The organism is Nitrospira sp. (assembly GCA_024760545.1).
GTDB lineage: Bacteria > Nitrospirota > Nitrospiria > Nitrospirales > Nitrospiraceae > Nitrospira_D.
In genome coordinates, this window is record CP060501.1 from 4,229,459 (window position 1) to 4,251,316 (window position 21,858).

At 53.6% G+C, this 21,858-nt stretch carries 30 protein-coding genes; 15 read left to right on the top strand and 15 right to left on the bottom strand.

Going from position 1 to position 21,858, the window contains the following annotated elements:
• Positions 1-174: 174 nt before the first annotated feature.
• Positions 175-1,164 (top strand): (2Fe-2S) ferredoxin domain-containing protein, encoded by a 990-nt coding sequence (locus H8K03_19985; protein UVT20028.1) that lies wholly within the window; start codon positions 175-177, stop codon positions 1,162-1,164.
• Here H8K03_19985 and H8K03_19990 read toward each other — a convergent pair.
• The 8 genes from H8K03_19990 to H8K03_20025 form a co-directional block, all read right to left on the bottom strand.
• A complete protein-coding gene (locus H8K03_19990) occupies positions 1,119-1,424 on the bottom strand; it encodes a hypothetical protein (GenBank protein ID UVT20029.1) in 306 nt (101 codons plus the stop codon). The genes H8K03_19985 and H8K03_19990 overlap by 46 nt on opposite strands.
• A gap of 314 nt (positions 1,425-1,738) precedes the next feature.
• On the bottom strand, positions 1,739-2,215 hold the full coding sequence (locus H8K03_19995) for a RidA family protein (protein UVT20030.1): 477 nt from the start codon (positions 2,213-2,215) through the stop codon (positions 1,739-1,741).
• A gap of 18 nt (positions 2,216-2,233) precedes the next feature.
• Complete coding sequence (locus tag H8K03_20000; protein UVT20031.1) at positions 2,234-2,962, bottom strand: SDR family oxidoreductase; 729 nt, start codon at positions 2,960-2,962, stop codon at positions 2,234-2,236.
• A gap of 18 nt (positions 2,963-2,980) precedes the next feature.
• Complete coding sequence (locus H8K03_20005) at positions 2,981-3,346, bottom strand: nuclear transport factor 2 family protein (protein UVT20032.1); 366 nt, start codon at positions 3,344-3,346, stop codon at positions 2,981-2,983.
• A 94-nt stretch (positions 3,347-3,440) separates the two neighbouring features.
• Entirely contained in the window at positions 3,441-3,854 is a 414-nt protein-coding gene (locus tag H8K03_20010; protein UVT22555.1) for a zinc-binding dehydrogenase, read from the bottom strand.
• Between the two features lie 1,073 nt (positions 3,855-4,927).
• The gene (locus H8K03_20015) at positions 4,928-5,164 is read right to left on the bottom strand and encodes a hypothetical protein (GenBank protein ID UVT20033.1); all 237 of its coding nucleotides are present in this window, start codon (positions 5,162-5,164) and stop codon (positions 4,928-4,930) included.
• 20 nt (positions 5,165-5,184) lie between these two features.
• Positions 5,185-5,496, bottom strand: a complete 312-nt coding sequence (locus H8K03_20020; protein UVT20034.1) for an integration host factor subunit alpha — start codon at positions 5,494-5,496, stop codon at positions 5,185-5,187.
• A 78-nt stretch (positions 5,497-5,574) separates the two neighbouring features.
• Positions 5,575-5,811 carry a hypothetical protein gene (locus H8K03_20025; GenBank protein ID UVT20035.1) on the bottom strand — a complete coding sequence of 79 codons (237 nt, stop codon included), beginning with the start codon at positions 5,809-5,811 and terminating at the stop codon, positions 5,575-5,577.
• A 446-nt stretch (positions 5,812-6,257) separates the two neighbouring features.
• Here H8K03_20025 and H8K03_20030 point away from each other — a divergent pair, with 446 nt between their 5' ends.
• Positions 6,258-6,680 carry a tyrosine-type recombinase/integrase gene (locus tag H8K03_20030; GenBank protein ID UVT20036.1) on the top strand — a complete coding sequence of 141 codons (423 nt, stop codon included), beginning with the start codon at positions 6,258-6,260 and terminating at the stop codon, positions 6,678-6,680.
• Between the two features lie 522 nt (positions 6,681-7,202).
• On the opposite strand, the gene H8K03_20035 is transcribed toward H8K03_20030, so the two are convergent.
• From H8K03_20035 to H8K03_20045, 3 genes are all read right to left on the bottom strand, one after another.
• Positions 7,203-7,520 (bottom strand): hypothetical protein, encoded by a 318-nt coding sequence (locus H8K03_20035; protein ID UVT20037.1) that lies wholly within the window; start codon positions 7,518-7,520, stop codon positions 7,203-7,205.
• 52 nt (positions 7,521-7,572) lie between these two features.
• On the bottom strand, positions 7,573-7,884 hold the full coding sequence (locus H8K03_20040) for a hypothetical protein (protein ID UVT20038.1): 312 nt from the start codon (positions 7,882-7,884) through the stop codon (positions 7,573-7,575).
• A gap of 150 nt (positions 7,885-8,034) precedes the next feature.
• The gene (locus H8K03_20045; GenBank protein UVT20039.1) at positions 8,035-8,346 is read right to left on the bottom strand and encodes a hypothetical protein; all 312 of its coding nucleotides are present in this window, start codon (positions 8,344-8,346) and stop codon (positions 8,035-8,037) included.
• 521 nt (positions 8,347-8,867) lie between these two features.
• Between H8K03_20045 and H8K03_20050 the strand changes: the two genes are divergently transcribed.
• The 11 genes from H8K03_20050 to H8K03_20100 all read left to right on the top strand — a co-directional run bounded on the left by H8K03_20050 (position 8,868) and on the right by H8K03_20100 (position 14,965).
• Positions 8,868-9,326, top strand: coding sequence for a hypothetical protein (locus H8K03_20050; GenBank protein UVT20040.1), 459 nt, complete (start codon positions 8,868-8,870; stop codon positions 9,324-9,326).
• A gap of 22 nt (positions 9,327-9,348) precedes the next feature.
• Positions 9,349-9,861, top strand: a complete 513-nt coding sequence (locus tag H8K03_20055) for a helix-turn-helix transcriptional regulator (protein ID UVT20041.1) — start codon at positions 9,349-9,351, stop codon at positions 9,859-9,861.
• Positions 9,854-10,144: a DUF3467 domain-containing protein gene (locus H8K03_20060; protein UVT20042.1), complete on the top strand. Its 291-nt coding sequence runs from the start codon at positions 9,854-9,856 to the stop codon at positions 10,142-10,144. The genes H8K03_20055 and H8K03_20060 overlap by 8 nt, the downstream gene beginning before the upstream one ends.
• 211 nt (positions 10,145-10,355) lie before the next feature.
• On the top strand, positions 10,356-10,595 hold the full coding sequence (locus H8K03_20065) for an AlpA family phage regulatory protein (GenBank protein ID UVT20043.1): 240 nt from the start codon (positions 10,356-10,358) through the stop codon (positions 10,593-10,595).
• Positions 10,592-10,759, top strand: a complete 168-nt coding sequence (locus tag H8K03_20070) for a hypothetical protein (GenBank protein ID UVT20044.1) — start codon at positions 10,592-10,594, stop codon at positions 10,757-10,759. The genes H8K03_20065 and H8K03_20070 overlap by 4 nt, the downstream gene beginning before the upstream one ends.
• Positions 10,756-11,262, top strand: coding sequence for a hypothetical protein (locus tag H8K03_20075; GenBank protein ID UVT20045.1), 507 nt, complete (start codon positions 10,756-10,758; stop codon positions 11,260-11,262). The genes H8K03_20070 and H8K03_20075 overlap by 4 nt, the downstream gene beginning before the upstream one ends.
• Positions 11,259-12,560, top strand: a complete 1,302-nt coding sequence (locus H8K03_20080; protein UVT20046.1) for an AAA family ATPase — start codon at positions 11,259-11,261, stop codon at positions 12,558-12,560. Before H8K03_20075 ends, H8K03_20080 begins: the two co-directional genes overlap by 4 nt.
• A 275-nt stretch (positions 12,561-12,835) precedes the next feature.
• The gene (locus H8K03_20085; protein ID UVT20047.1) at positions 12,836-13,183 is read left to right on the top strand and encodes a hypothetical protein; all 348 of its coding nucleotides are present in this window, start codon (positions 12,836-12,838) and stop codon (positions 13,181-13,183) included.
• A complete protein-coding gene (locus tag H8K03_20090) occupies positions 13,183-13,443 on the top strand; it encodes a helix-turn-helix domain-containing protein (protein UVT20048.1) in 261 nt (86 codons plus the stop codon). Before H8K03_20085 ends, H8K03_20090 begins: the two co-directional genes overlap by 1 nt.
• The gene (locus H8K03_20095; GenBank protein UVT20049.1) at positions 13,440-13,622 is read left to right on the top strand and encodes a helix-turn-helix transcriptional regulator; all 183 of its coding nucleotides are present in this window, start codon (positions 13,440-13,442) and stop codon (positions 13,620-13,622) included. The genes H8K03_20090 and H8K03_20095 overlap by 4 nt, the downstream gene beginning before the upstream one ends.
• 11 nt (positions 13,623-13,633) lie before the next feature.
• Complete coding sequence (locus H8K03_20100; GenBank protein ID UVT20050.1) at positions 13,634-14,965, top strand: site-specific integrase; 1,332 nt, start codon at positions 13,634-13,636, stop codon at positions 14,963-14,965.
• A 248-nt stretch (positions 14,966-15,213) separates the two neighbouring features.
• On the opposite strand, the gene H8K03_20105 is transcribed toward H8K03_20100, so the two are convergent.
• Together H8K03_20105 and H8K03_20110 are read right to left on the bottom strand one after the other, a co-directional pair.
• Positions 15,214-16,623 carry an SGNH/GDSL hydrolase family protein gene (locus tag H8K03_20105; GenBank protein ID UVT20051.1) on the bottom strand — a complete coding sequence of 470 codons (1,410 nt, stop codon included), beginning with the start codon at positions 16,621-16,623 and terminating at the stop codon, positions 15,214-15,216.
• A 582-nt stretch (positions 16,624-17,205) separates the two neighbouring features.
• Positions 17,206-18,273 carry a hypothetical protein gene (locus H8K03_20110; GenBank protein ID UVT22556.1) on the bottom strand — a complete coding sequence of 356 codons (1,068 nt, stop codon included), beginning with the start codon at positions 18,271-18,273 and terminating at the stop codon, positions 17,206-17,208.
• A 520-nt stretch (positions 18,274-18,793) separates the two neighbouring features.
• Between H8K03_20110 and H8K03_20115 the strand changes: the two genes are divergently transcribed.
• Positions 18,794-19,141, top strand: a complete 348-nt coding sequence (locus H8K03_20115) for a hypothetical protein (protein UVT20052.1) — start codon at positions 18,794-18,796, stop codon at positions 19,139-19,141.
• A 312-nt stretch (positions 19,142-19,453) separates the two neighbouring features.
• On the opposite strand, the gene H8K03_20120 is transcribed toward H8K03_20115, so the two are convergent.
• Positions 19,454-20,194: a class I SAM-dependent methyltransferase gene (locus tag H8K03_20120; protein ID UVT20053.1), complete on the bottom strand. Its 741-nt coding sequence runs from the start codon at positions 20,192-20,194 to the stop codon at positions 19,454-19,456.
• Positions 20,195-21,110: 916 nt separating this feature from the next.
• Between H8K03_20120 and H8K03_20125 the strand changes: the two genes are divergently transcribed.
• The gene (locus H8K03_20125) at positions 21,111-21,326 is read left to right on the top strand and encodes a helix-turn-helix transcriptional regulator (GenBank protein ID UVT20054.1); all 216 of its coding nucleotides are present in this window, start codon (positions 21,111-21,113) and stop codon (positions 21,324-21,326) included.
• A gap of 41 nt (positions 21,327-21,367) precedes the next feature.
• On the opposite strand, the gene H8K03_20130 is transcribed toward H8K03_20125, so the two are convergent.
• Positions 21,368-21,829 (bottom strand): thermonuclease family protein, encoded by a 462-nt coding sequence (locus H8K03_20130; GenBank protein UVT20055.1) that lies wholly within the window; start codon positions 21,827-21,829, stop codon positions 21,368-21,370.
• Between the last annotated feature and the right edge of the window lie 29 nt (positions 21,830-21,858).

A 21,858-nucleotide genomic window follows, 5' to 3' on the forward strand; every position in this document is an offset into this window, starting at 1 on the left:
ATACTGGTCCTGATGGGGGACCGGCATACAGTGTTGTCTGGGCCTGAGTATTCATCGGTCTGTGCAATCATCGGACCTGCCCGGCGCAGCAGATACGGCTGCTCTTGGATGACTTACGTGTGAGCGTGGTTTCCTTGCTTCCAGGGGCGCACTCCCGAGAATCAAGGAGGATGTATGGCAGCGCAGCCAGTCAGTCAATCCGATAGGTTGTACCTAGACAGTCTTACCCTCGCACTAGTCGTCAGCGGCCTGGGTATCTGTACAGAGGAGGCGGTCGCGGATCTGCGCCGTTATCTCGAGTCCCAATCGATCACGCACACCTCAGGGGAATTCGACGCGTCCCTGGAGCGTGCGAAACGGTACTTTTCCCAAGGGGACGCCCATCTCTTTCTCTGCGACGGAGAGCCTTGTCAGCAACGGAGAGGTTTTGAGGCCACCTCCACCGCGCTGCAGTCTGAGGCGGAACGCATTTGCTGTCGCATATCACCCACGGCCTGCCAAGGGCCTTGCAAGCAAGCGCCGGTGGCGATGCTGCGGGTGGGCCATGGATGTGAATTATTTTCCCAATTCGTCGGCCCTCGGGAATGGGAGGCGGTATTGGGGTTGGCTCAACGAGCGACTCAGGCAAAGACCTTGCTCGTCGATGCCGGGACGGCGCAGCCGTTCCGGTTCGATCCCGTCCATGAACCGCAAAAGCCCAGTGCCGCGCTCGAACATGTCCGGTTTCTGTTAGGACATTTCGAAGGTGTGGTGGAGTTGCCTCATGAGCAACGATCTATTCAGAAGGAAGTGGTCGGAAGTTGGGAGGCGGGGGGGCGCTTTGTGAGTCTTCGGATGGCGGCCACCTATCGACGGACGAATGGTGAGTGGGATCGACATCAGGCCTTTATTATCCTGGGCCCGGACGATAAGACGGGGGCTCTCGTCAGCCGCGCTTACACGGATGGGGGATTGATCCATGAGTTTGACATCGTCATCGAGGAAAGGCGGCTGATGTTTGCGGATCGGGTGCCGCACCACGTGTCCGCAGTGGCCGCTCGAAAAGTGCTGATTCCCACCGCGCATGGCTATCATGAGACTCTGGAATTAGACCGGGGCCTTGGGGTCTACGAACCCTATTACACTATCCCCATGCAAAGGAAGGAGCGCTCGATTTCTTCATGACTCCGCTGGGGACGGAGGAGGAAAGGCGAACGAAGGACGGGCGCATGCAAAGCATATATGCGTGAATGTTTGATGACCTGTTCTCCTCGTTCTTTGATCTTCGTCCCTTTCTTGGAGACTTCCAGATCTAAAAACTCCCAGCCCTTCATCGTGGGAAACTTCCCACAAGGATGCTTCACCATGGCCCCAAACGGGATAAGCTGAAAGATCTTTCCGACGGGATACTCCTTGTCCGGCACGCTGTCGCGGAAGATCCGCATCGCTCCTTACAACTTCTTCGGATCATCGTGCCTGAAATATGTATTTCTGATCTTTGGCCATTCGAAGATGCAGCCAATGCTTTGCTCTGTCACGGTTATGTCTTGAGCGACACGCCGGATAGCATAAATAGCCCGAGCTCGGTCGCAAGGAGGGTCAGTTTAAAGACATAGGCCGAAAATTTTCCGATCATCGAGATCTAATGGCACATGTGGTGTACTCCTTCCTTGATGATAGCCTTCCAAAATGAGAGACCGTGCAGTGGTCTCGCGACGTATCGTCATACATATAGTAAAGTTCTTCATTGCCGGTTGGATCAGGTCTGCACTTCTAAGATGAATTCCACCTCGACCGGCGCGCCGAGTGGAAGGCTTGCGACGCCATAGACCAAACGGCACGGGTTCTTGTCTTTTCCGAACACGGCTTGGAGCAACTCCGACGCCCCGTCAGCAACTATCGGATGATCACGAACATCTCCTGAGGTCGCCACCGACACACCGAGTCGGACGATCCGCGTCACGTTGTCGAGCGAGCCCAAATATTGTCGCACCACCGCGAGGCCATTCAGCGCCGCGAGGTGAGCGGCCCGGCGACCTGTTTCGACATCAAGCTCTGCGCCAACGCGTCCAACGAATTTCGCCTCGTGGTCTTCCGTCGGCAGCATCCCGGTCAGAAACAGAAGATTGCCCGTCTGGACCGCTTCCACATAAGTGCCGAACGGCTTCGGCGGCGCCGGGAGTTTGATGCCAAGTTCTTTCAACCGCGTCTCTGCACGTATTGAGTCGGCAGTCATGATGCACTCTCCATTTCATTACCAGCGGCCGAAGTGGGAACCGCCATCGACGTACAGGATGTGCCCCGTGACGGTCACGGCTTCGGTCAAGTACATGACGGCATCCGTGATGTCTTTGACTGTCGAGGGGCGGCCCATCGGCGACAGGCTTTCCATCATAGCCTTCGGAGTCTCGCGGTGAAGCGGCGTCGTAACGACGCCCGGAGAGACGGCATTCACGCGGATGCCGTCCTTGGCGTACTCCATGGCCAAGTGCTGGGTGATGGTTTCAAGGCCGCCCTTGGTAATCATCGGCACGGCGGCCGTGACGCCTCTGATCGGGTTACGGGCGAGTGCCGCCGTGATTGTGATGATGCTTCCGCCGGTTGTCTGTGCCAACATGTGTTTGACGCAGTATTGGGTGAGGTAGAGGAAGCCTTCCACATTCGTCGAAATAAGCGCCCTGAAATCTTCAGCTGTGTAGTCCGTGAAGGGCTTGATGAAGAAGATGCCAGCGTTATTGACTACGACGTCGATCGACGTGAAACGGGACAGCGCCGTCTCAACGACCTTGGCGGCAGTGGCTGGCTCGCCGATGTGGCCGTCCACCAGCGCGACGTGGTCGGACGCCCCGACTTCGGTGGATTGGGTCACATTACGGGAATTGGCCACGACGTTGTACCCCTGGTCGACAAACCGGTTGACAATTCCCGCGCCAATCCCTTGCGAGGCTCCGGTTACGATGGCGGTCTTCCGGCGGTTGTTCATAGTCGTCTGCTGGCCCAGTCAGTGGTCGCCATCATAGAAGAACTGCTCGCGTGTGATCTTGTCGTTTGTGACCGTGTAGACACCGACCTCCTCCAAGGTAATCCGTCGGCCGGTGGATTTAGGGGTGACGTCGAGGGTGAAGTAGACGGTGAACTGATCGGGTGTCGCGCCGTTGTAGAACGGCCCGGCCACGGTCTCGCCGTGGAAGGTTTTGTCGGAGACCCAGTCCTCGGATTTCTTGATCACCGGGCCCTGGCCGGCGGTTTCCTTGCCATCGGCTTCAACCGACACGATGTTGGGCGCGTACATCGAATGCATCACGTCGAAGTTCTTGCCCTGTCGACAGAGCTCCACAAACTTGCTTGCGACGGTTCGAAGACTCATGGTTGCCTCCAATGGGTTGAATGTGGTGAACGGGGTAGTCGGTGCGCCATGCGCCGCGTCCATCGGTATATCTCGATCGCCGTGTCGTCCGATATCACATTGTTAACACCACGCGGAACCGCGCCTTGCCGCTTAACATGCGCTCGTAGCCGGCCGCAGCTTGTTGGAGCGGAATCGTCTCGACCATGGGCCGAATGCCCGTGAGGGCGCAAAAGTTCAATGTCTCTTCTGAATCCCGAGCGGTCCCTGCCGGCCATCCTTGAATAGACCGGCGGCTGAGAATCAGTTGAACGGGCGCCACACTGATCGGATCGGTCGACGCCCCAACCACGAGCAGTTTCCCCCCCACTCCGAGTCCGCCCACGAGCGCCGATATGGCTTTGCTGTCCGGCGCGGTCGCCAGAATCACCGACGCTCCTCCAAGGGACGTCAGTTCTTTCGCAATGTCGACAGCCTCTGTATCGAGATAGTGAGCGGCTCCAAGCTTCAGGGCCAGGGCCTCAACGATTTACAGAGGATCTTCGACGGCTGCCAGCGGATCGGGAAAGGTCGCCTGACATTCCAGACATCGCAGCTGGCCCGATTTGGACCCATCTCCTGAGCGAACCTCATCCACTGCACGACTGTGTATACACGCCGTGCGCTACTTCAGCGATGATGCCGGTTCAACGGCTACACGTGTTTGGGGTGGAGGCAGCATAGACAGGACTCCTTTCTGACGTGTGTATGATGTTCACATCCAATCTGCTCCCGGCCCCTTGCCAGAGGAGATTGCGGAGGAGACGAGCCAGTCGCAGGCACGGATGTACTCGTGAAGTTCTTTGTGCAAGCGGGAGAAAAGAAAGGGGGACGCCGCATAGACATCCGTGTTCTCACAAGGTGTCGGCGGAGGGTCTTCCATAACCCGACGGCAAGTTGTGGGTTGGATTATAGGTGAAGAAGCCTATGACTATTCGAGTGGGCTGTCAACCTGGGTCGCTGCGCTGTTATTGCTAGGGCAGGCAGCAATGCTCTAAGTCTGCCAAAGCCATCTTTCAAATACTGCTCGGGATGCTGCTGCAGGCTATCGAAGGTCACCCCGACCACTCCAAAAGGCAATCCAGACTTATTGGGTAAGACTTCGCAAACTTGGTTCAGTCATTCAACCTGGAGTTTGCTATAACTGTGGACAAAGTGCGGTTCTCACCTCTTATCGGATACCAGACTGAACAACCGAGTGGAGATTACACTGCCAATAGCCCAAGGTTCTTCCCAATATTATCCTATCTGCCAGCCTCTACGTTCGAGGAGGCAGAATAGCTAGATACAGCTGGCATCTATCATGTGCTGCCCAATGTGAATCCCCTTGGCATGGGCCTCGTCTTCTGTTTGTCCTGGTGCTCCAATGGTCTCAACCACCTGTGGGTCATCTTCCTCATGAGAGGGTGCTGGCCAGATCGTTGTTTCAATCAGCCACGTGTGGCCAACGTGCCGCACGGCCGTAACAATCTTTCTGCCCTTGTGGATGGTCTCCATGGTTACTGCTTCAGCAGATCCTTAATCGCCTCCTCAACCCTCAGCGGCTCCAGCGAACCGGCTGAGTTATCCGACCGATAGACCGGGAAACTCGCCGTCAATGATCCGTTGGCCAAGGGCAATGCAGTGAGCTGTGGCTTCCTCCTCCGTCGCAAACTCATCGGCTGTATAGAACTTTTTGCTTTTCTCCCTGTTTGGAGCGGACGACGAAATAAAAAGCTTCACACTCCACCTATCGGTATCCGCTAGATGCTCGGGTGCGGGTCGAATGGTGAAGCCTTTATAGGATACTGCGCGGCTCATGTCGATTGACCTTGAGCATGTCAGTGAATGGAACGGCTAACTCGGAATTCTGCCAATGTAGAGTTTACCGCCGCTTTGAAGGGGAGACTCGCATGAAAGGTCACGGCTCGGCGGGCCGAGACCATCATCGCTTCGCCTGTTCGTGGATTCCGGCCCGGGCGAGCGTGCTTATTTCGGACCGTAAACTTACCAAAGCCGGAGATGATGATCGGTTCACCTGCCTGAAGGGTGGTCTTGAGAAGGCTCAGAATCCATTCCAACACTTCAGCGGCCTCGTCCTTCGAGATGTCCGCGTGCTGCTCAATTCGCCTGGCAATATCCTTCTTTACCATGCCCTATGGCTTCTCCTTGGGCAGAAGACCCTTCTTCTCGAGAACCCTAATCAAATCCTGCCTGCTTTCCCCTGTGCGCTATCCAACCGATTCGCCAGGAACTTGGCCATCAATGATCAGTTTGCCGTAGTCAATACACATGATCTCGGCCTCGTCCTTCGTCACATACGCCTCGTCTTTGGAAAAATGATGAGAGTGCTCTTTGTTCTCAGTGGACCATGAAATGAACAGGTTCAATCCCCACAGGCCGCTCTCCACGAGATGCTGAGGGGCAGGCCGAATGATGTAGCCTTTATAGGATACTGAACGGCTCATCTCCGTAGTCCTTGGAATCCGCTAGTATAGAGTGGCGTATTGTAGGAGAGTCATCAATTGAGGCGCAAGGAGCTGTCATTAGTCCCGAAGGTTATTGAGGGTATATGTAAGCCCATCAGACGTGGATTGGTTCGAGTTTCCCGAAGGCGTTGTAAGAGGGTAATGTACGCATATCTACCATACGAACAACTCCTAAAGTTCATTAGGCATGCGAGAATGATAAAATGTGTGATGCCCTCCTTAAAGCATTCCAAGGCCCGTTCTATGACCAACCAGAAAGGAAAGAGTTGCAGGAAGGTAAACCGCTACAATTCTTCTTTTGAGCCAAAGGCTTCACTCAAGCAACCTCCAGACACCGGGCGCATCCCGTGGTTGCCACTCACCCCCAGAATCGGCACGGACGCCTAGCGAGTCGGCTTATCCTTGAGCCTTGTCCGTACCCGCCTGTGTCACTAGAAGGGCGAGCATTTCCCAATCTCCATATAGGGCGTATCGGTCTCGTCGCCCATTATTTTCTTCTTCCCGCCAGTGGGTACACCCTCACCAACGTCGAGCATGCCTGGCGCATCATCCCCGATCGGATCGGCTTGCACGATGTGCGGATTCACGAACTCCGACGCACTGCCGCATCCTGGTTGGCAATCGACGGCGCCAATCTTCCCGTGATTCAACAGGTCCTGAATCCTTCTAGCCTCACATGCACCCAGGTTTATGCCAGGCTCTCGCCCCATCGCGCCGCCACCGCCTCGTGCTCTAGAACAAAACGAAAGGACACACGAGTGGCCGGGGTAAGCACAAGCGGGTCAGTTCTGTGCCATCGTGAATCCCCGAGCCGCAATACGGGAGGCGCTGACGTTAGGGACACCTGACCGTCGTCATTGTATGAGCGGCTTACGACTGCTTAGCAGGATTATTTGATTTGGTCAGGTGAGGGGCAATCTTAGAGAGGACTTCCCCGCAGTAGTACTCGATCAAAAGGGCTTCATCATGGGTGAGGGGTCGGTTCTGAGCAATAGTCGAGAGAATGTGTTCGCACGCTGAAGAGAATATATGGACTTCTTTTGCGAGCTCCATCAACGCTCCTTTCCCAGGCTTAAATGTGGCGGCATTCTGCCAGAAGCAGTGGTGGAGCCAATACCATCCGAAAGGAGGGGGGCTCTGAGCGGCTCGCGGTACGAGAAGGGGAGTAGGCTTGGGTTACTTCTTGCGGCTACCCTTCTTCTTCGTAGCCTTACGCTTGCGTGTAGGTGTACATGGGTCACTCATGGTCGCGCCAGCCACTCCCCGAGCGAGTTTCATGCGAGTAGCGGGATTCTTTCCGGGAAGCTTCTTAGGTACGGGGTTCATTGTAGTTCTTCGCTTGGGTTGTAACATGTCTCCCTCACGCCAAGTTAGTCGATTTTGGGTTCGACGGCAAAAAAACGTATCTTACGATCAAGACTGAGATGCTGGGGCGAAAGAATGTAGGTCCCATACATGCTCGGGATCCAGATTCTATTCGCCGTGATCTCACAGAATCCCGACAATACATAGACGACTCCACCGACAAGTCCACCCCCCAGGGCAAATGCCGCTTTAAATGGGAAGTAGAGGATCGTGGCGACGCCTGCGGTGAGCTGTAGGTCAGGAGGAGCTTGACTCCAAGCCGGAGGAACCAATACGGAGCAGCAGATGATGACCACGATGAGCACCACCAGAGGGAATCTCATAGGAAACGATTCCCGACATTTACCAATACACCAACATCCCCCAATCCATGACTCAGTTATCACGCTGCAGCGTCCTCGTATGGCCTTCTTCTGTGACATATGCCTTGATCATATCCCCCGGCCTCACATGATCCAACTTTGTACTCTTGTCTATATGGATCTTTATCCCTATCCCGTCCTCATCTGCGATGTAGTAATACTCTCCCGCGATCGCCAGCAACGTGCCCTTGATCGTACCCTTTGTGAGGCGTTCTTTACTCGTGGGACTGGCTTCTTTTTCCGTCAGGGAATTGGCGGCATACATCACCGTGATTCCCGAGTTCAACAGGCCAATTGTGATTATCGATAGGATCATGGTTCTCATAAAGGCTCCATGAAGTGTTGGACCATTATCGCTGAGGACCGCCATGTCCAGAACTGGGCAGGTACCTGGCTGTATGAGCGGCTTACGGCTGGCCAGCAGGAGTACTCGATTTGGGCAGGTGAGGCGGGATCTTGGAGAGAAGCGCCTCTTCTAATTCTTGTTGAGCTGTTTGACTCGGTCTGGAATCTGCGAGATCTTGGTGTTGATGTCACCGAGTAGCTTCCATGCACTATCTCGCGCCGCTTTGCCACAGGGCGTCATTTGCAGAGCCACGAGCACTGTTTTCAGGCGTGCCTCCAATTCTATTTGTTCCAGTTCGAGGTCTTCGCGCAGCTTGATCACCCTTTCTTCGACTGGTTCTGACGGTTGCACTTTGGTGAGCAAATTCTCTGTCTCACTGGTCACGAGTTGGTTCTCTTGCACATACGCAGGGAACGCCAGTTTCCAGATTGGTGGGAACAAACATGGGTTCTCCATCTGGACACATACCTTCTCGGATGTTGTCCCCCTTGCAGGAAATCAATGGTGAGGATAGGACGATGATAATGGCGAGTTGGCGGTACATTCCTTTTTCAACATACGCTCCTTGCCCGGTGGGAGAACTAGGCCTTCTCCCTGACTACGAAGGCGGTGGACCCGGCGCTGCAAGCGCAAGCGGATCGGTTCTGTGCCATCGTGAGTTCACCGGCTGCGTTACCGGAGGAGCTGACAGAGGAAACAGCTGAGGATGTTGCTGCGGTATAGGAGCGCGGTCTGGCAGTATAGGTTGAAGCTTTAGGTGAGCGGACGGCAGCAGTTAGCTTGTGGCAGTTTGTTTATGGCTCCCTCCAGGATATGGAGGCACTATGCTTGAGCGTTCCAGTACAGGGATATTTTTGAGACGCTATTCTGAGAGTTGAACCTAGGCACAAATTCTATTATAATAGTTTTAATATAGCCAGGGTCAAGTCTGGAGCTTGACGCATGATAATAATTATATTATAATGGCATCGATACTGTACGACTATGCGGATGGCAAAGAGCCGAACCCTATTACTTCATGGTTGCAGGGGTTGCCCCTAGAGCAATTGGCCCAACTGAATCTTAAGATTAAGCAGCTGAAAGAATGCGGCGACCAGATATTACCTAACTTCGTAACTGCCGCAGTTGGGTCGGTTGACGTACAAGAGATCAAAGTTAACGGCAGGATGGCGCTTCGGCTCCTTATTTGCCGGGGGCCAATCGATTCCAGGCTGCCTCCTCAAATGGGCAAGGTGAAAGCTCCATATCCTGCCTATGAATTCACCTTATTATTTGGCTCTGAAGAAAGGGACAATCGCTATGTCCCCCATGATGCTGTGAAGCAAGCAGAAAATCGCCGCCTGGCAATTGTTGCAGACAACAGGAAAAGGGAGCCACACGTCCATGTTAGACCACCAAACGATACAGGACCTACACGATAGTAAGGAATATGCTCATTCATATTTGAATGAATTCTTGAACTCCTATCTCGCAATGCAGATTAAATTCCTTCGAGAAAGTCGTTCCTGGACTCAAGAAGAGCTTGGGGCCGCCGCAGACATGGCGCAGGAACGAATCGCGGTCTTAGAAAACGTCAATCATTCCGCCTGGAAGATTAGTACATTGCAGAAAATAGCTAAGGCTTTTGATCTTACCCTTAGTGTATCCTTTGAAAATTTCAGCGCTCAGATTCGCAAATTGGATAACTTTACTGCGGAGTCAATGGGCTCATTGGCCAGAACTCCACGGGTACAGGACTTGAGTGTTTATCTCCATCGAACGCCAATTAAAGAAGCTACCGCTGTTGGTATTCCTGGGGTCGAGGCAATAGGTACAGCAGAGCAAACGAATCCATTGGCCAGAACTACGACAACTGGGAGAAGGATAAGGCGAGGAACTACACAAAGGACATATCGGCGTCCTTCAAGAACATCGGCTATTTCTGACGCATATACGGGAGAATACATACATGCCTAAGCAATCAAAGACGCCAAAAACGCGAGAGAAGAATATACTTAAAAGTGAAGACACTCCTTCATTCTATGCCAATAACATTGATTTGAGTGTATCTACTTGGGACTTTCGGCTAAAGGGAGGAGAAATAATACAGGCAAATAAGGATTCCATTACCATCAAAGAGCTATTCACTCTTTACCTTTCTCCTAACCATGCCAAGATGTTGTCTATTCTTCTTTCTGAAAGGGTGGCAGAGTATGAGAAAAGATTTGGTGAGTTACCGCTTCAACCTAAGGCCGACTAAGCTTTTTCCATTGTGCAGTCGCTGCTTTCTATTAAACCGAACCAATGTGGAATTTGATTATTCGCCCTTAGAGGGCTTGCGTCATTTAGTAGGATGTGATAGCGCTTAAAAGTATCACATAGAATCCTTACACACCCAGAATACTCGGTGTCAAAAGGCATGTTGAGGAAGCACCATCCTCGGCATGCCTTTTTTTTGCCCGGAGGACACAATGAATACAACAAATGAAGCCGACCCAACCAACCTCGTAAATCCTGCGGCAATTCTTCGTCCCCAAGATGCTCAACGTCATGTGGCCTTGAGTCGCAGCTCCATCTATGCGCGGCTAGCGGAGAACGATTTCCCGAAGCCAATCAGACTTGGGCCCAGAGCAATTGGATGGCTCAAATCAGAACTCGACGAATGGCTCGCAAGCCGACCGCGTTCAGAGAGTAGGACGATGAAGCCATGACTCAGGACCTTGGCTTTGAGCATGTCGGGAACATACTCTCCGGGGTTCTCAAGGAAATTTCACGGCGTGCCGAATTGCGGCCTCGCGTCGAGGCCGAACGTCAGCAGTCAGTGAGCGATGAAGAGTTTCTGATGCTTGCCGAGAGGACTGGTGACCGCCTATGAGTCATCCCACCCTCGACCAGATCATCACCTCCACACATGCCAAGCAGAACGGGTCGGACCAATGGCTGGGGCATTGCCCCGCCCACGGATCCCGGCAGAACCGTGACCTGAGTATTGCCCTGCGGGACGACAAGATCCTCCTCAACTGCTTCGCCGCCTGTCAGACCGAAGCGGTCTGTGGTGCGCTCGGCCTTGGCCTCACTGACCTGTTCCTCACAGCTCGAACCACTCCCAATGCGATGCGCCCTCGAACTCCATCGAAGCCGGTGGATCGTGCACACATTGCTTTTCAATTCGAGCTCGGTGCTCTCGATCGGCGCATGCGCGCCGAGCGGGTGCTCGAACAGGCTTCTGGACAGAATTGTGAAGTGACCGATAATGAACGGGACACGCTCATGGGGATTGTGGCGCGGGCTTATGAAGACCTCGAGCGTGCAGAATGGCTCGAAGGCCTGGCTGACCACTTCCGTGAGTACTCCATCCGTCAAGGAAAGGCGGCATGATGGACGTAGCTGAGCTGGCAACCCTGTCTCGCCAGCACCTCTTGTCTGAATCCTCTGAGGACCTCCTGCTGACCCATACGGAAGTGAGCGGGCTGCATCGGCTGACCTCTCAGTCCTACCCACTGGAGTTTGTATTCGATCGGCTGGCGGAACGGCATGGCGAAGAGCGGGCCGAACTGACCGTTAACTACCTCGGGCGGCCTCTCATGGAGAGCATCAGCGTCACGCTGACCTCTGCCGTGACCCATAAGAAACTTGCAGGCCAGCTTGAGGACCTCGTCAGCTCTGCACCCTGGGATCTGTTGCTCCCGCATGCCTGTGCGACGGTCTTGAAAAAGCATCGGGCTGGGGAGCCGCTCGTCACGATCTGCAGCCAGACCCCGATTGAGCCGCTCACCTTCAGCATCAACCCGATCGTGTTCAAGGGCAAGATCTCCATTCTGTACTCGAATGGTGGGCAGGGAAAATCCACCTTCGCGTTGCTCTTGGCCATGCTCAGCTCGGTTGGTGGGTCCGTGGCCGGATTCTCGGCTCTGAATGGGAACAGTCTCTTTCTCGACTTCGAGGATGATGTGTCAGTCCATGCCCGTCGCCTCCAAGCCATTCAGATGGGCCATCCTGACCTGCTGTCGGCTCGCGTGGCGTATCGGCGGTGCGTGGAACCGCTCCATAAGTTCGCGCCCATGCTCATCCGGCAGATCCAGCAGGACCACATCCAGTTCGTCGTCGTGGACTCCATTCTGGCTGCGACAGGGGGCGATTCCAGCGCTGAGGCGACCACCCAGCTCTTTATTGCCTTACGAGCGCTCAATGTCTCGGTGCTGTTGATCGGGCATACGCCCAAGAACCTTGCAGAAGGACAAGACAGTCCCACGCTCTACGGCAGCGTGTTCAACTCGAATTTCGCCCGGGCGACGTGGGAACTGAAGAAGGAGCAAGAGGTGGGCGAGGATCGGCTTATTATCGGGCTCCTCAATCGGAAGTCCAATCTCTCTCGGCTCCATGCGCCTATCGGCCTTCAGATTAGCCATGAGGACGGCGGGACCCGCATCACGTTTGAGCCCTATGACCTGGCCGACGTGCCGGATATGGCGGCGGAGCTGCCCCTTCCAAACCGGATTCGGAATCTTTTGGAGAGCGACGGAACCCCTCGATACGCGAAAGCGATCGCGGATGAACTGGGAGCCTCGTTGCCCAATGTCCGCACGACCCTCTCCCGGAACGACGGACGAAAATGGGTGCACCTCCAAGGGGAGGGAAAAGAGCTCCTATGGACGGTCCTGAATGCCCGAAATTGATGTTCAACAACGATGTTCAACAAGGGTTGTTGTACAACAACATTTTGACATGTTGAACAAACCACTTAAGTGCTTGTTCTGAAAAGGAAACCATTGTTTAACATGAGTGTTGAAGATGCATGTTGTACAACAGTCCCCCTCTCTTTAGAGAGGGGAGTGTTGAACATGTTGTTAAAGAGAAGAGGGAAACCCATGAGGAAGGACCTCACGAAGGTGAATCAGGTGGCTCAGGGGAATGCGGCAGCCGATCCGGTTCTGAACTAGAGGAAAAGAGAATGCCGTTTGAAAAAGGAAGAGAAAAGACGGGAGGCAGGCAGATGGGCACCCCCAATCAAGCCACGGTTGAATTTAAGGAGTTCTGGCAGCAGTTTTTTGAATCTGAGGAATATCGCGAGAACTTAAAGACAAGGCTGCTGGCCGGCAAAGCCGATCACATGGAGCGCTATGCGGCGGAGTTATTGTACGGGCGGCCACGCCAAGAGATCAGCGTAGAGGACAACGCCCTCAGCATCACCATCAACAGGGGGCTCGTCGGTGACCGCCCGCAGAACGGCCCTGTGCTGATCGAGGATCAGGCCACACGTGGCATCATAGACGACAGCAGGGCCGATAACGGGATGTGATGAAGCAACCACTGCTCACCAAGCGCCTGTATAGCCTGCCGGAAGCGGCCATGTATCTGGGCCGGTCGACCTGGTCGATACGTCGACTGATCTGGAATGGCGAGCTCCCCCAGGTTCGTGCCGGGGGCCGAGTCCATGTGGATGTCCGGGACCTGGACGAGTTCATTGACAAGAACAAGGTCTGTGAGGAAGCGGCTCATTCCGTATGGCGGCAGCTTGACACAGGGAAAGCAGATCTGTTATCTAACCAGATAACATGAGAATTAGGGCTATCCGTGAAGCAAAAGGACTATCAATTCGGGCACTCGCCGCGAAGGCCAAGATGGGCTATCCGTTCCTGTGTAACGTCGAGAATGGCAAGGCAGACCCATCACTGAGTACGCTGAGGCGGCTCGCCAAGGCTTTGAAGGTAAAAGTCGTGGAGCTTATTGACGAGTAGGGAGGACGCTTATGGGCATGCTCTATCGGCGAAAGAAACGCGATCCCATCACGCAAGCCTTGGTCGAGTTCGGCCCATGGTGGATGAAGTATTACCGGCAAGGACGACCCTTCTACGAAAGCACGGAGACTGAGGATAAGACCGAAGCCCGGCGCAAGTTGAAGAAACGAGAGGGGGAGGTCGCATTAGGACTGCACTATGGCCCACAGGTCGAGCGTACGAAGTTTGAGGATCTCGTGATCGGGATCCAGCAAGACTACACGATGAACGCCCGTAAGACCTTACGGCGCTTGCAAGAGTATGTGGCTCACTTATCCGGTTTCTTCAGCCATATGCGGGCCTCAGCCATCACCACAGACAAGATCAAGGCTTACATCACCCAACGCCAGGAAGCGGGCGCGGCGAACGGCACGGTGAACCGAGAGATTGGGATCTTAAAGCGGATGTTTCGCCTGGCCCATCAACAGACGCCCCCCAAAGTCGCCCGGATTCCCTATATCCCAATGCTGGAGGAGCGCAACATTCGATCGGGCTTTTTTGAGCACGAAGACTTTTTGGCTCTTCGCGGGGCCTTGCCGGATTATGCCCAGGTGACGGTGACCCTTGCCTATTACAGCGGGATGCGAATGGGGGAAGTGTCCTCGCTACAGTGGAATCAGGTCAATTGGTTGGAAGGCAAACTCTACTTGCGAGCTCAGGACACCAAGACCGATACACCACGGGTTCTCTATCTCACTGGTGACTTACTGCGGGTCCTGACGGCCTGGAAGCAGCGCTGTGATCAGAATTGGCCACAATGCTCGTGGATTTGTCACCGGGGCGGAGTGCGGCTGGAATCGCTTAAGCATTCGTGGAGGAAGGGTTGTGAAGCGGTAGGGCTCGGAAGAATGACTGAAGTTGAAGGCACAGAGGAAAAGGTATGGGTTGGAAAGATCCCGCATGATTTCCGTCGCACTGCCGTTCGAAATATGGTTCGCGCTGGCGTCCCCGAGAAGGTGGCCATGGCGATCAGCGGACACAAAACTCGATCTGTGTTCGATCGGTATAACATCGTAAACGAAGCGGATCTCGAACGCGCCGCACGTTCTTTGACGGAATATTTTGAACGGGAAAAATCAAAAATGGTTACACTTTCGGTTACACCAGCAAAATGGAATGAGCGGGTGAGGGGAGAGGACGAAGCCGAACTGGTTGGAATGTCAGCGGGAAGTGTGGAGCTGGCGAGAGGAATCGAACCTCCAACCTGCGGTTTACAAATCAGTTACAAGGGGTTGTTCAAGTCTTTGAAGATTTGGGCAATCCCTCCTTCCTTCAATCACAGAGCCAATTTCGTTGTCGTTTGACTTCGTACCCCTTCATCTCAATTCAGCCCGTCTTGTTGCTGGGACTAACACCCTAATAACACCTGTCACCCCGGGATGATCGGCAGACCCCCCACCCCCCTTAGGAATGGGTCCCATATTGGATTTGCAGCACCTGGACAAAAGGATGACTTGGGATTAATCTGGCCAGAATAAGTGCTGGCTATCGATTAGATTTCTTGCTTTTTGCAGCGTGGCTGCCTCTGCCTTCAACGAGATATTGTCCCGCCTTATTTCTGGACACGTCCTGACACTTGAGCAAGCACTGTTTCTATAGTCTCGTAGACACAATTCGCGACGGCGGTATTGCCTTGTGGCGAATAGTGGCTATCCAGGAACCGGACAGCAGGATCTAACTCTAACAGGCAGGGACTGGGATCAATGTAGGGAATGCTGGCCTGATCCAACATTCGCTTCCCGAGGGATAGGGGTGTGCTGAGGCTCTGAAGATCTGTCCTACTAGGGAACCACACCACGAGAGGAATCGACCCCGCTTCTTCGGCCGACCGTATAAACGTCCTCAAAATCTCTATATTGGTCGACAGAATGGCTTCTTCAGAGAAGTTGGCCCCCGGGGCCGACCAAGCGGGAAACAGACTCGTGATCAGGCGAACGAGATAAGAAGCATGATACCACCGTTTTTGCCAGTCGCCCGGTCGGTAACCAATGTCATACTTGATAGAGGGAAGTGTCGAAATCCTTGGGGCGGAAAAGATTTCCTCAGGGGAAAGCGGATTCGGATTGATGTTCTGAATCTCTCCATCTCGCAGAACAAACCGAGATTTTGAGAAAGGTAGGCCCCAACCACTGGACACAAAGGGATAGACCCACATCGTGCGGGTGAGATCGTAGTCGATGAAGCCGAAGATCACCACTTTCGGCTTCCACTTGACCACTTCTGTTTCGTATCGTAGATATGCTTGGCCGAGGCTATATCCCGGAACCCCAAAGTTGAGGACCCTATAGTCGTCACCCAGCATCTGATCTACCTTATCTCCCCAGGTCTCTTGAAATATCACCTCATCGCCGAACGCAAAGGAATCCCCTATGATGGCAATATCCGTCTTTCGTTTGAGCTTGACGTACGAAACATCCTGATCTGCGGCGCGGATCTTTTCTTTGCTTGACCAATAGGGTCCTTCCCCCTTATCGAAACTATACCTATTTACTCCGAGGGTCCATCCCATGTGGTCATCATGGACGAAGAACGCACGGTCAGAGCGGCTCTTCTCGACAAAGGGCCGGTAGTCGCGTTTCGTCAGCTCCCAATCCCTCGGCTTCAACACGGTGTTCCCGACCTTTTCACGACCCAAGTCATGACGCACGACGGCTCGGACGGCGAGCTCACCGAGGACAAGGATAACTACCACTGTGATGAGATGCATCGTGACGATCAAACGGAAGGAGCGTGAAGGCGACCGCTTGTGGGTGAGATATCGTCTCAGAACGAGTGTCCCACCTATAAACAAGGTAGCAAGAGCACACCCAAATGCCAGGCCTGGCCGACTGGAGAGGAAGACGTCGAAAGGCCGTGCACCTTTCATATGCAGGGCGGTCATTACCACCGCCGTCGAAACTTCTAAAACGAAAAGGGAGGCAAGCAACAGCACATCGCGCCGTGAGACTTCATTGGCAGCCATTGCAGCCCCTGCCCTGAGTGAGGAAAAGAAATGGGAGAGAGTCGTTTTTGAGCTGACTTTTGAACATCACATGATCTTGTCGGTGGGTTTCTGTTTCGTCGCTAAGTGAAGTCGTAGAAGCGACATCATAGACTCTAGGGGCTTACCCCAGCCTTCGCCTACTAGGCAATCCCCTAGGATCAATTATTAACGCCTAAGTTAATTTAGTTTTATTGAAGATACAATTCCATTGGCGGTGAGACATCTGGATCATTTAGATTTCCTCTGTATCCATTTCCCCCTCTTAGGACAGAAATGGCTCAGACTTTGCTCCCCTATCAAGAGCATGATCGAGCCCCCCACCAGGAAATGTATTTGGGACCCATATTGGGTTTGCAGCACCAGGGCAAAAGGAGGCGGTAGGCGAATTGCAGCCTTAACAGAGGCTATTAAAATCCGTCTGGCAAGATCGTCTTGTCACCTGCGGCTTGATTAATTTGTGGATATCGACCATCCTCTTGTCGATTCAAAAAGAAATTTTGAGTTCAACACAAGAACAGGAGACATTTCCTGGCCGTTTCGTTCGCGTATCCCCTTCCTGGCTTAAGGGCACTCGGAATAACAGACGTTCTGATAGGTAAAGACATTTGGCGCGGTGGGGTTAATCGTGAGTTTGAGCCATTCATTCGGTACATTGGTGGAGCCTTGCACCGTGATGCGCGTGAGGTTTGGCACGGGTTGCGTTGAGTGTATCGGAGAAAGGACCACACCACCGGTACAGCCAGTGGTCGTCGTGGTATTCACACATCCGGTTCTATCGGTCGGATCCAATGGTCGGTCCACCCGATAGCGATGCGTATCACCGTTGAGCAACAGCACGGGGCCTCCATAGGCGACGGCCTTAGTGGCCAGCGCCTGCACAAACGCACGATAGCCTGTCAGCCCATCACCACCAGCCGCCGTTGCCGTGAGATCCCACATGTCGGCCTGAATGGCGATCACCACCGCCCCGGCCTTCTTGGCTTGGGCAATCTTAAACGCTCGGTTTAGCCAGCGCAGATTGGCCGCGTTGCGGTCCGTGACTTCCTGCTGACGAGCCGATTCGTTTAAGAACGGCGAACCCGTGCCGCCATTCCAGCGCAACCCATCGTTGTTGGAGCCGGGGATGTTCAACGTGATGAAGACCACATTGGACTGGGTCCACATGACGTTCTCCACGAACTGCGCATCCGCGGGGACCGTAAATTCCTGGGCTTGGGACTTCACTTCTTTTGGGGTGCCGCCAATGGTGTACCCCGGAATCGGGAAAAATAGCTGGCGGACAGCCGCCAGTTCATTCAAGGGGTAGCCGCTGGTAGATTCCTTTGCTTTGTGGCAGTCCGTCCACTCATTATCACCAGGGGTATAGACGAAGGGATCAGTGAATTTCTGAAAGATATCAAAAATCTCCTGATTATAATGAGGCAGAGCGGCTGTGGGGATCGGGCTCAATCCTGCGCCTGTGCAGGGCTGGCTCCCTGCGTGGATATCGCCGACGTGGATCACGAGGCTCACATCGGGATCGTTGTTGACCGAGTTGTAGAGGAGTGGCGCATTCGTTTTTAGGGTGGAACTATAGGGCCATCCACCAAACACGGCGACCGTCAGCGGGCTGCTAGGATGTTCTGCCAGCGCTGCGCTCGTGCATACGAGACTGGCCACCGCATACACGGTCGCCAATCGTAGAGACTTTCTCAGCATTGTCCTTCCCCTCTCAGTGGAAGTAACCATAAACCCCAGTACACGAACCATTCCCGCTAACTACTGGTAGCAACCTCCTCCGCAAGCCCCCCTCGCACCGGCATACCCCCACCGGCTTAGGTAACGGGTCCCATATTGGGGTTGCAACGCCAGGGCAACAAAACTGAAGGATCTATGCAATTAACTAAGGGGTGTCGGCTTAGTGTGATAACCATACAAGACAGCGCTTCACTATTCACTTCTTCGTCAATCTTCCTATACTTTGTTGGCCCACTATCTGTTATCCCAAGCAGCCTTCTCACGTGTAACTCTTTAGTTCTACATATTAGTACTCCAGAATATCTTTAGGGCATTCAGGTTGCTGTTATAGACTTTAGGAAGTATGCAGAATGAACCGTGCGCGAATACCTCATACTTCCCAGAGAATGATTAGGAGACAATGATGGCTAATATGGTTGCAGGTTTCTTCTGCACTCGCACACACGCGGAACAGACGAAGTCCGAACTCGCAAAGTTCAAGAATATTCCTGCTATCCATATGCAGGTCTACGACCACCCCGGGGTTCAGCCCATGGCCCGTACCGACAGAAGCTGGTGTGACAGTCTTAAGGACTACCTTGGATTTGGTCACTCAAGTCAGGCTCTGTACCCTGAAGGCGTTCGGCGTGGCGGGCCGGTTCTCGAGGTCACAGCTGAGGCGTGTCACATCAACGCGATTGCCGCTTTGTTGAATCGATGCGGGGCGGAGGACATCTCGATCTTCACGGCAGCAGAGGCGACGGTTGGGCAACAAGAGTAGTCTCCTACGATATTTATCAAGGCAACCACACCACTGTATTGCCCCGCTTCTGCCACTCGCATGGTGGCAGGGGTGTGGATCAATCCATAACCCTTTCCTTCCTCGTCGTGCCTCTTGCTCCAACGCTTCAAGCGCTGTATTGCCTGGCGCATACTTCCGATACCACCAGCACCGACCTTCTTTGACTTACTCTGTATCGTGACATTCTGGGCGAGCTCAAGTTGGACCTGGCTTGTTTCCCTCGCTCTCCAAAGGTCTGCTTCTTCCCTCCCATAGCCGTTGGGCCTTACAAGAGACGCACCATTTTTCTGGTCACTGTTTTACACATTCGATCAGCACTGCAGGAGGGTGAGCGAGATAGTCATTCCAGAATGCTCCATCCTCCATCCCCTGTGGATGGGGAGAAACCTCCGGCAAATGAACTTTGAAATCCTGGAATCCTGCCGCAGTAAACGCGTTCTCGTATGCCTCTAGGGGTAAATAGTAGTTCTCGATCTGGATTGAGGAGTCATCGAGATAGACCGTCCAGACGATTGGAGCGCCTTCATAGGCGTGGTCTGTGAGCGTAATCGTGAAGCCATATTTCCGATAATCCGTATGCCTGAAGGTGTAGAGATCAGGATTCCCGGTGAAGGTGACGAACCGTCCTCCTGGCTTTAAACGGCTCGCGAGCCCACGACACATGGCCAAGAGCTCGTCCTGGTTACGTGCGTAGACCAAGAGCCAGGCGGACACCGCGAGATCGAACTCCTGCTGAACTCTTTCTGTACAGGCATCTTCGACGCGGTATGTAATGCCCAGCGGATGATGCGCTTCCTGATCGAGGGCTAAACGAATCATGGCTTCAGAGAGATCAATGCCTACGACTTGACCCGCACCCCACTGCCGGAGTTTGCGTGTGTAGAACCCTTCTCCACAGGCGACATCCACGACTTTTTTCCCTTCAATGTTCCCGAGACGCTTCAGTATGGAAAACGTCTCGATCCGCGAACGCCACGGATGCTCTTTGCATTGCTTATATTGCGAGGCAATCGCGTTATAGTCAGTGGTCATCAGTTTTCATCCGATAGCCAAAGGAACGACGTAGAAGTTACCACAGCCTGCCGCAATCCGCACACCCTCCCACCCGTCGTGGTTCTGAGACTCTCTTGAGGCATTCGCCACCGGGGCAAAATGGGAGAGCTACACTCTTACCCTAGGGGTCTTCTTAGTGGGGTAATCATACAAAATAGACCTCTCACACTCTCATTTATGCGACACATTTATATTGGTACTGCCTGTAGATTCTAAGTAGTTTCACGTGTAAGTCATTACATCTACGTACGAATCGCTCATAGTGTTCTGGGCATATCCTTCCTGGCATTCAACTTGCGGTTATCTTGTGGGGGGCGGCTTACAAGGGAGGTGGATATGCAACAGGGATTGCATGTGCCCAGAACAATCAGGGCGGCCTTGTTTGTCCAATATGAATGGCATCTCACGCCGAGAGGATGGATTCTCGGGGGGTGGTGTACACCTGAATCGGTCACCTCACCAACGCCGCCTCCAGATGATCGTGTTGAGACATGGATGATCACAGCAACACCCTACAAGAACCTGTGCGTTCCTGCGCAACAGCAATGGTCGCTCGTCTGGGTCTCTTCTCAACATAGTGCGGCCCAGCGACGCGCATTACGGGCGTGGCATCGTCTGCCCGCGCAAGGGTGGGAGGATTCTACGCCCACCTCTTGGGACTTTCCTCTGAACTAGTCTTAAGTGTGCCCGCTACCGACCAACCCATAAATGGCGCACTCTGCCCACGTCATGGGCTGAGGACTCTCTTAAGGGATGCAACACCAGAGCAAAAGGTGGGTGGCCACTCTAGCGCGATGTGCAGGTAGAGGAGGCTAGGCAACGTAAACTAGGGAGAATGGTATAGAATAGATCGGCTATTTGTGCTAATGCTATTCCCCTCATGAAAGAGGGGGGCATGATCGCCCAAGGCTACAAAGACTTGAGCCACCGCGAGCGCCAGGTTCTGCAAGCGGTCTGGGATGGGCTGAGAGTCAAGGAAATTGGGGGTCGCCTAAGAATTGCCTCACGGACGGTGGAGTATCACAAAGCGGTGATCCTGAGAAAGTGGCATTGCCGGAATTTCCTAACTGTCTGTCGCTTAGCCTTGAAGCGGAGATATTTGAAGATCTAGCTGGGAGTTTCATGCCTCTTCTTCATTGAGGCTCTCCACTCTCACGGTGGAAGGGGGTGAGGATCTACCCATAACCCTTTCCTCGTTTCTCGTGCTTCCTGTTCCAACCCTTCCAGGACTGTATCACCTGGGGCATATTTTCTATACCACCAGCACCACCCACCTTTGACTAGTTCATGGTTCAAGTTGCGATTATCCGCCAATACTACAGTACCGAGCGTGCGCCCATACCTATCCTTGCCGGTTGTCTGAATCGTGACGTTCTGACCAAAACTTAAGTTAGACGTGGCCTGCTTCGCCCACTTACCGAAAGCCTGTTTCTTCTCTGGGCAATCGATACCCACAAGGCGGATGCGTTCGGCATTCTTGTTGTGAAGAACTTCGATGGTGTCACCATCTTTGACGGAGACCACCCGTCCCGTGAAATCGGTTGCGTGGGATGGATAAGCAAAAAGGGCAAGTAGGACGATAGAGAGAAGTAGGGTTTGATACATCGCACTCATTATAAACTATCCGAAAGTAAGCGATGTAA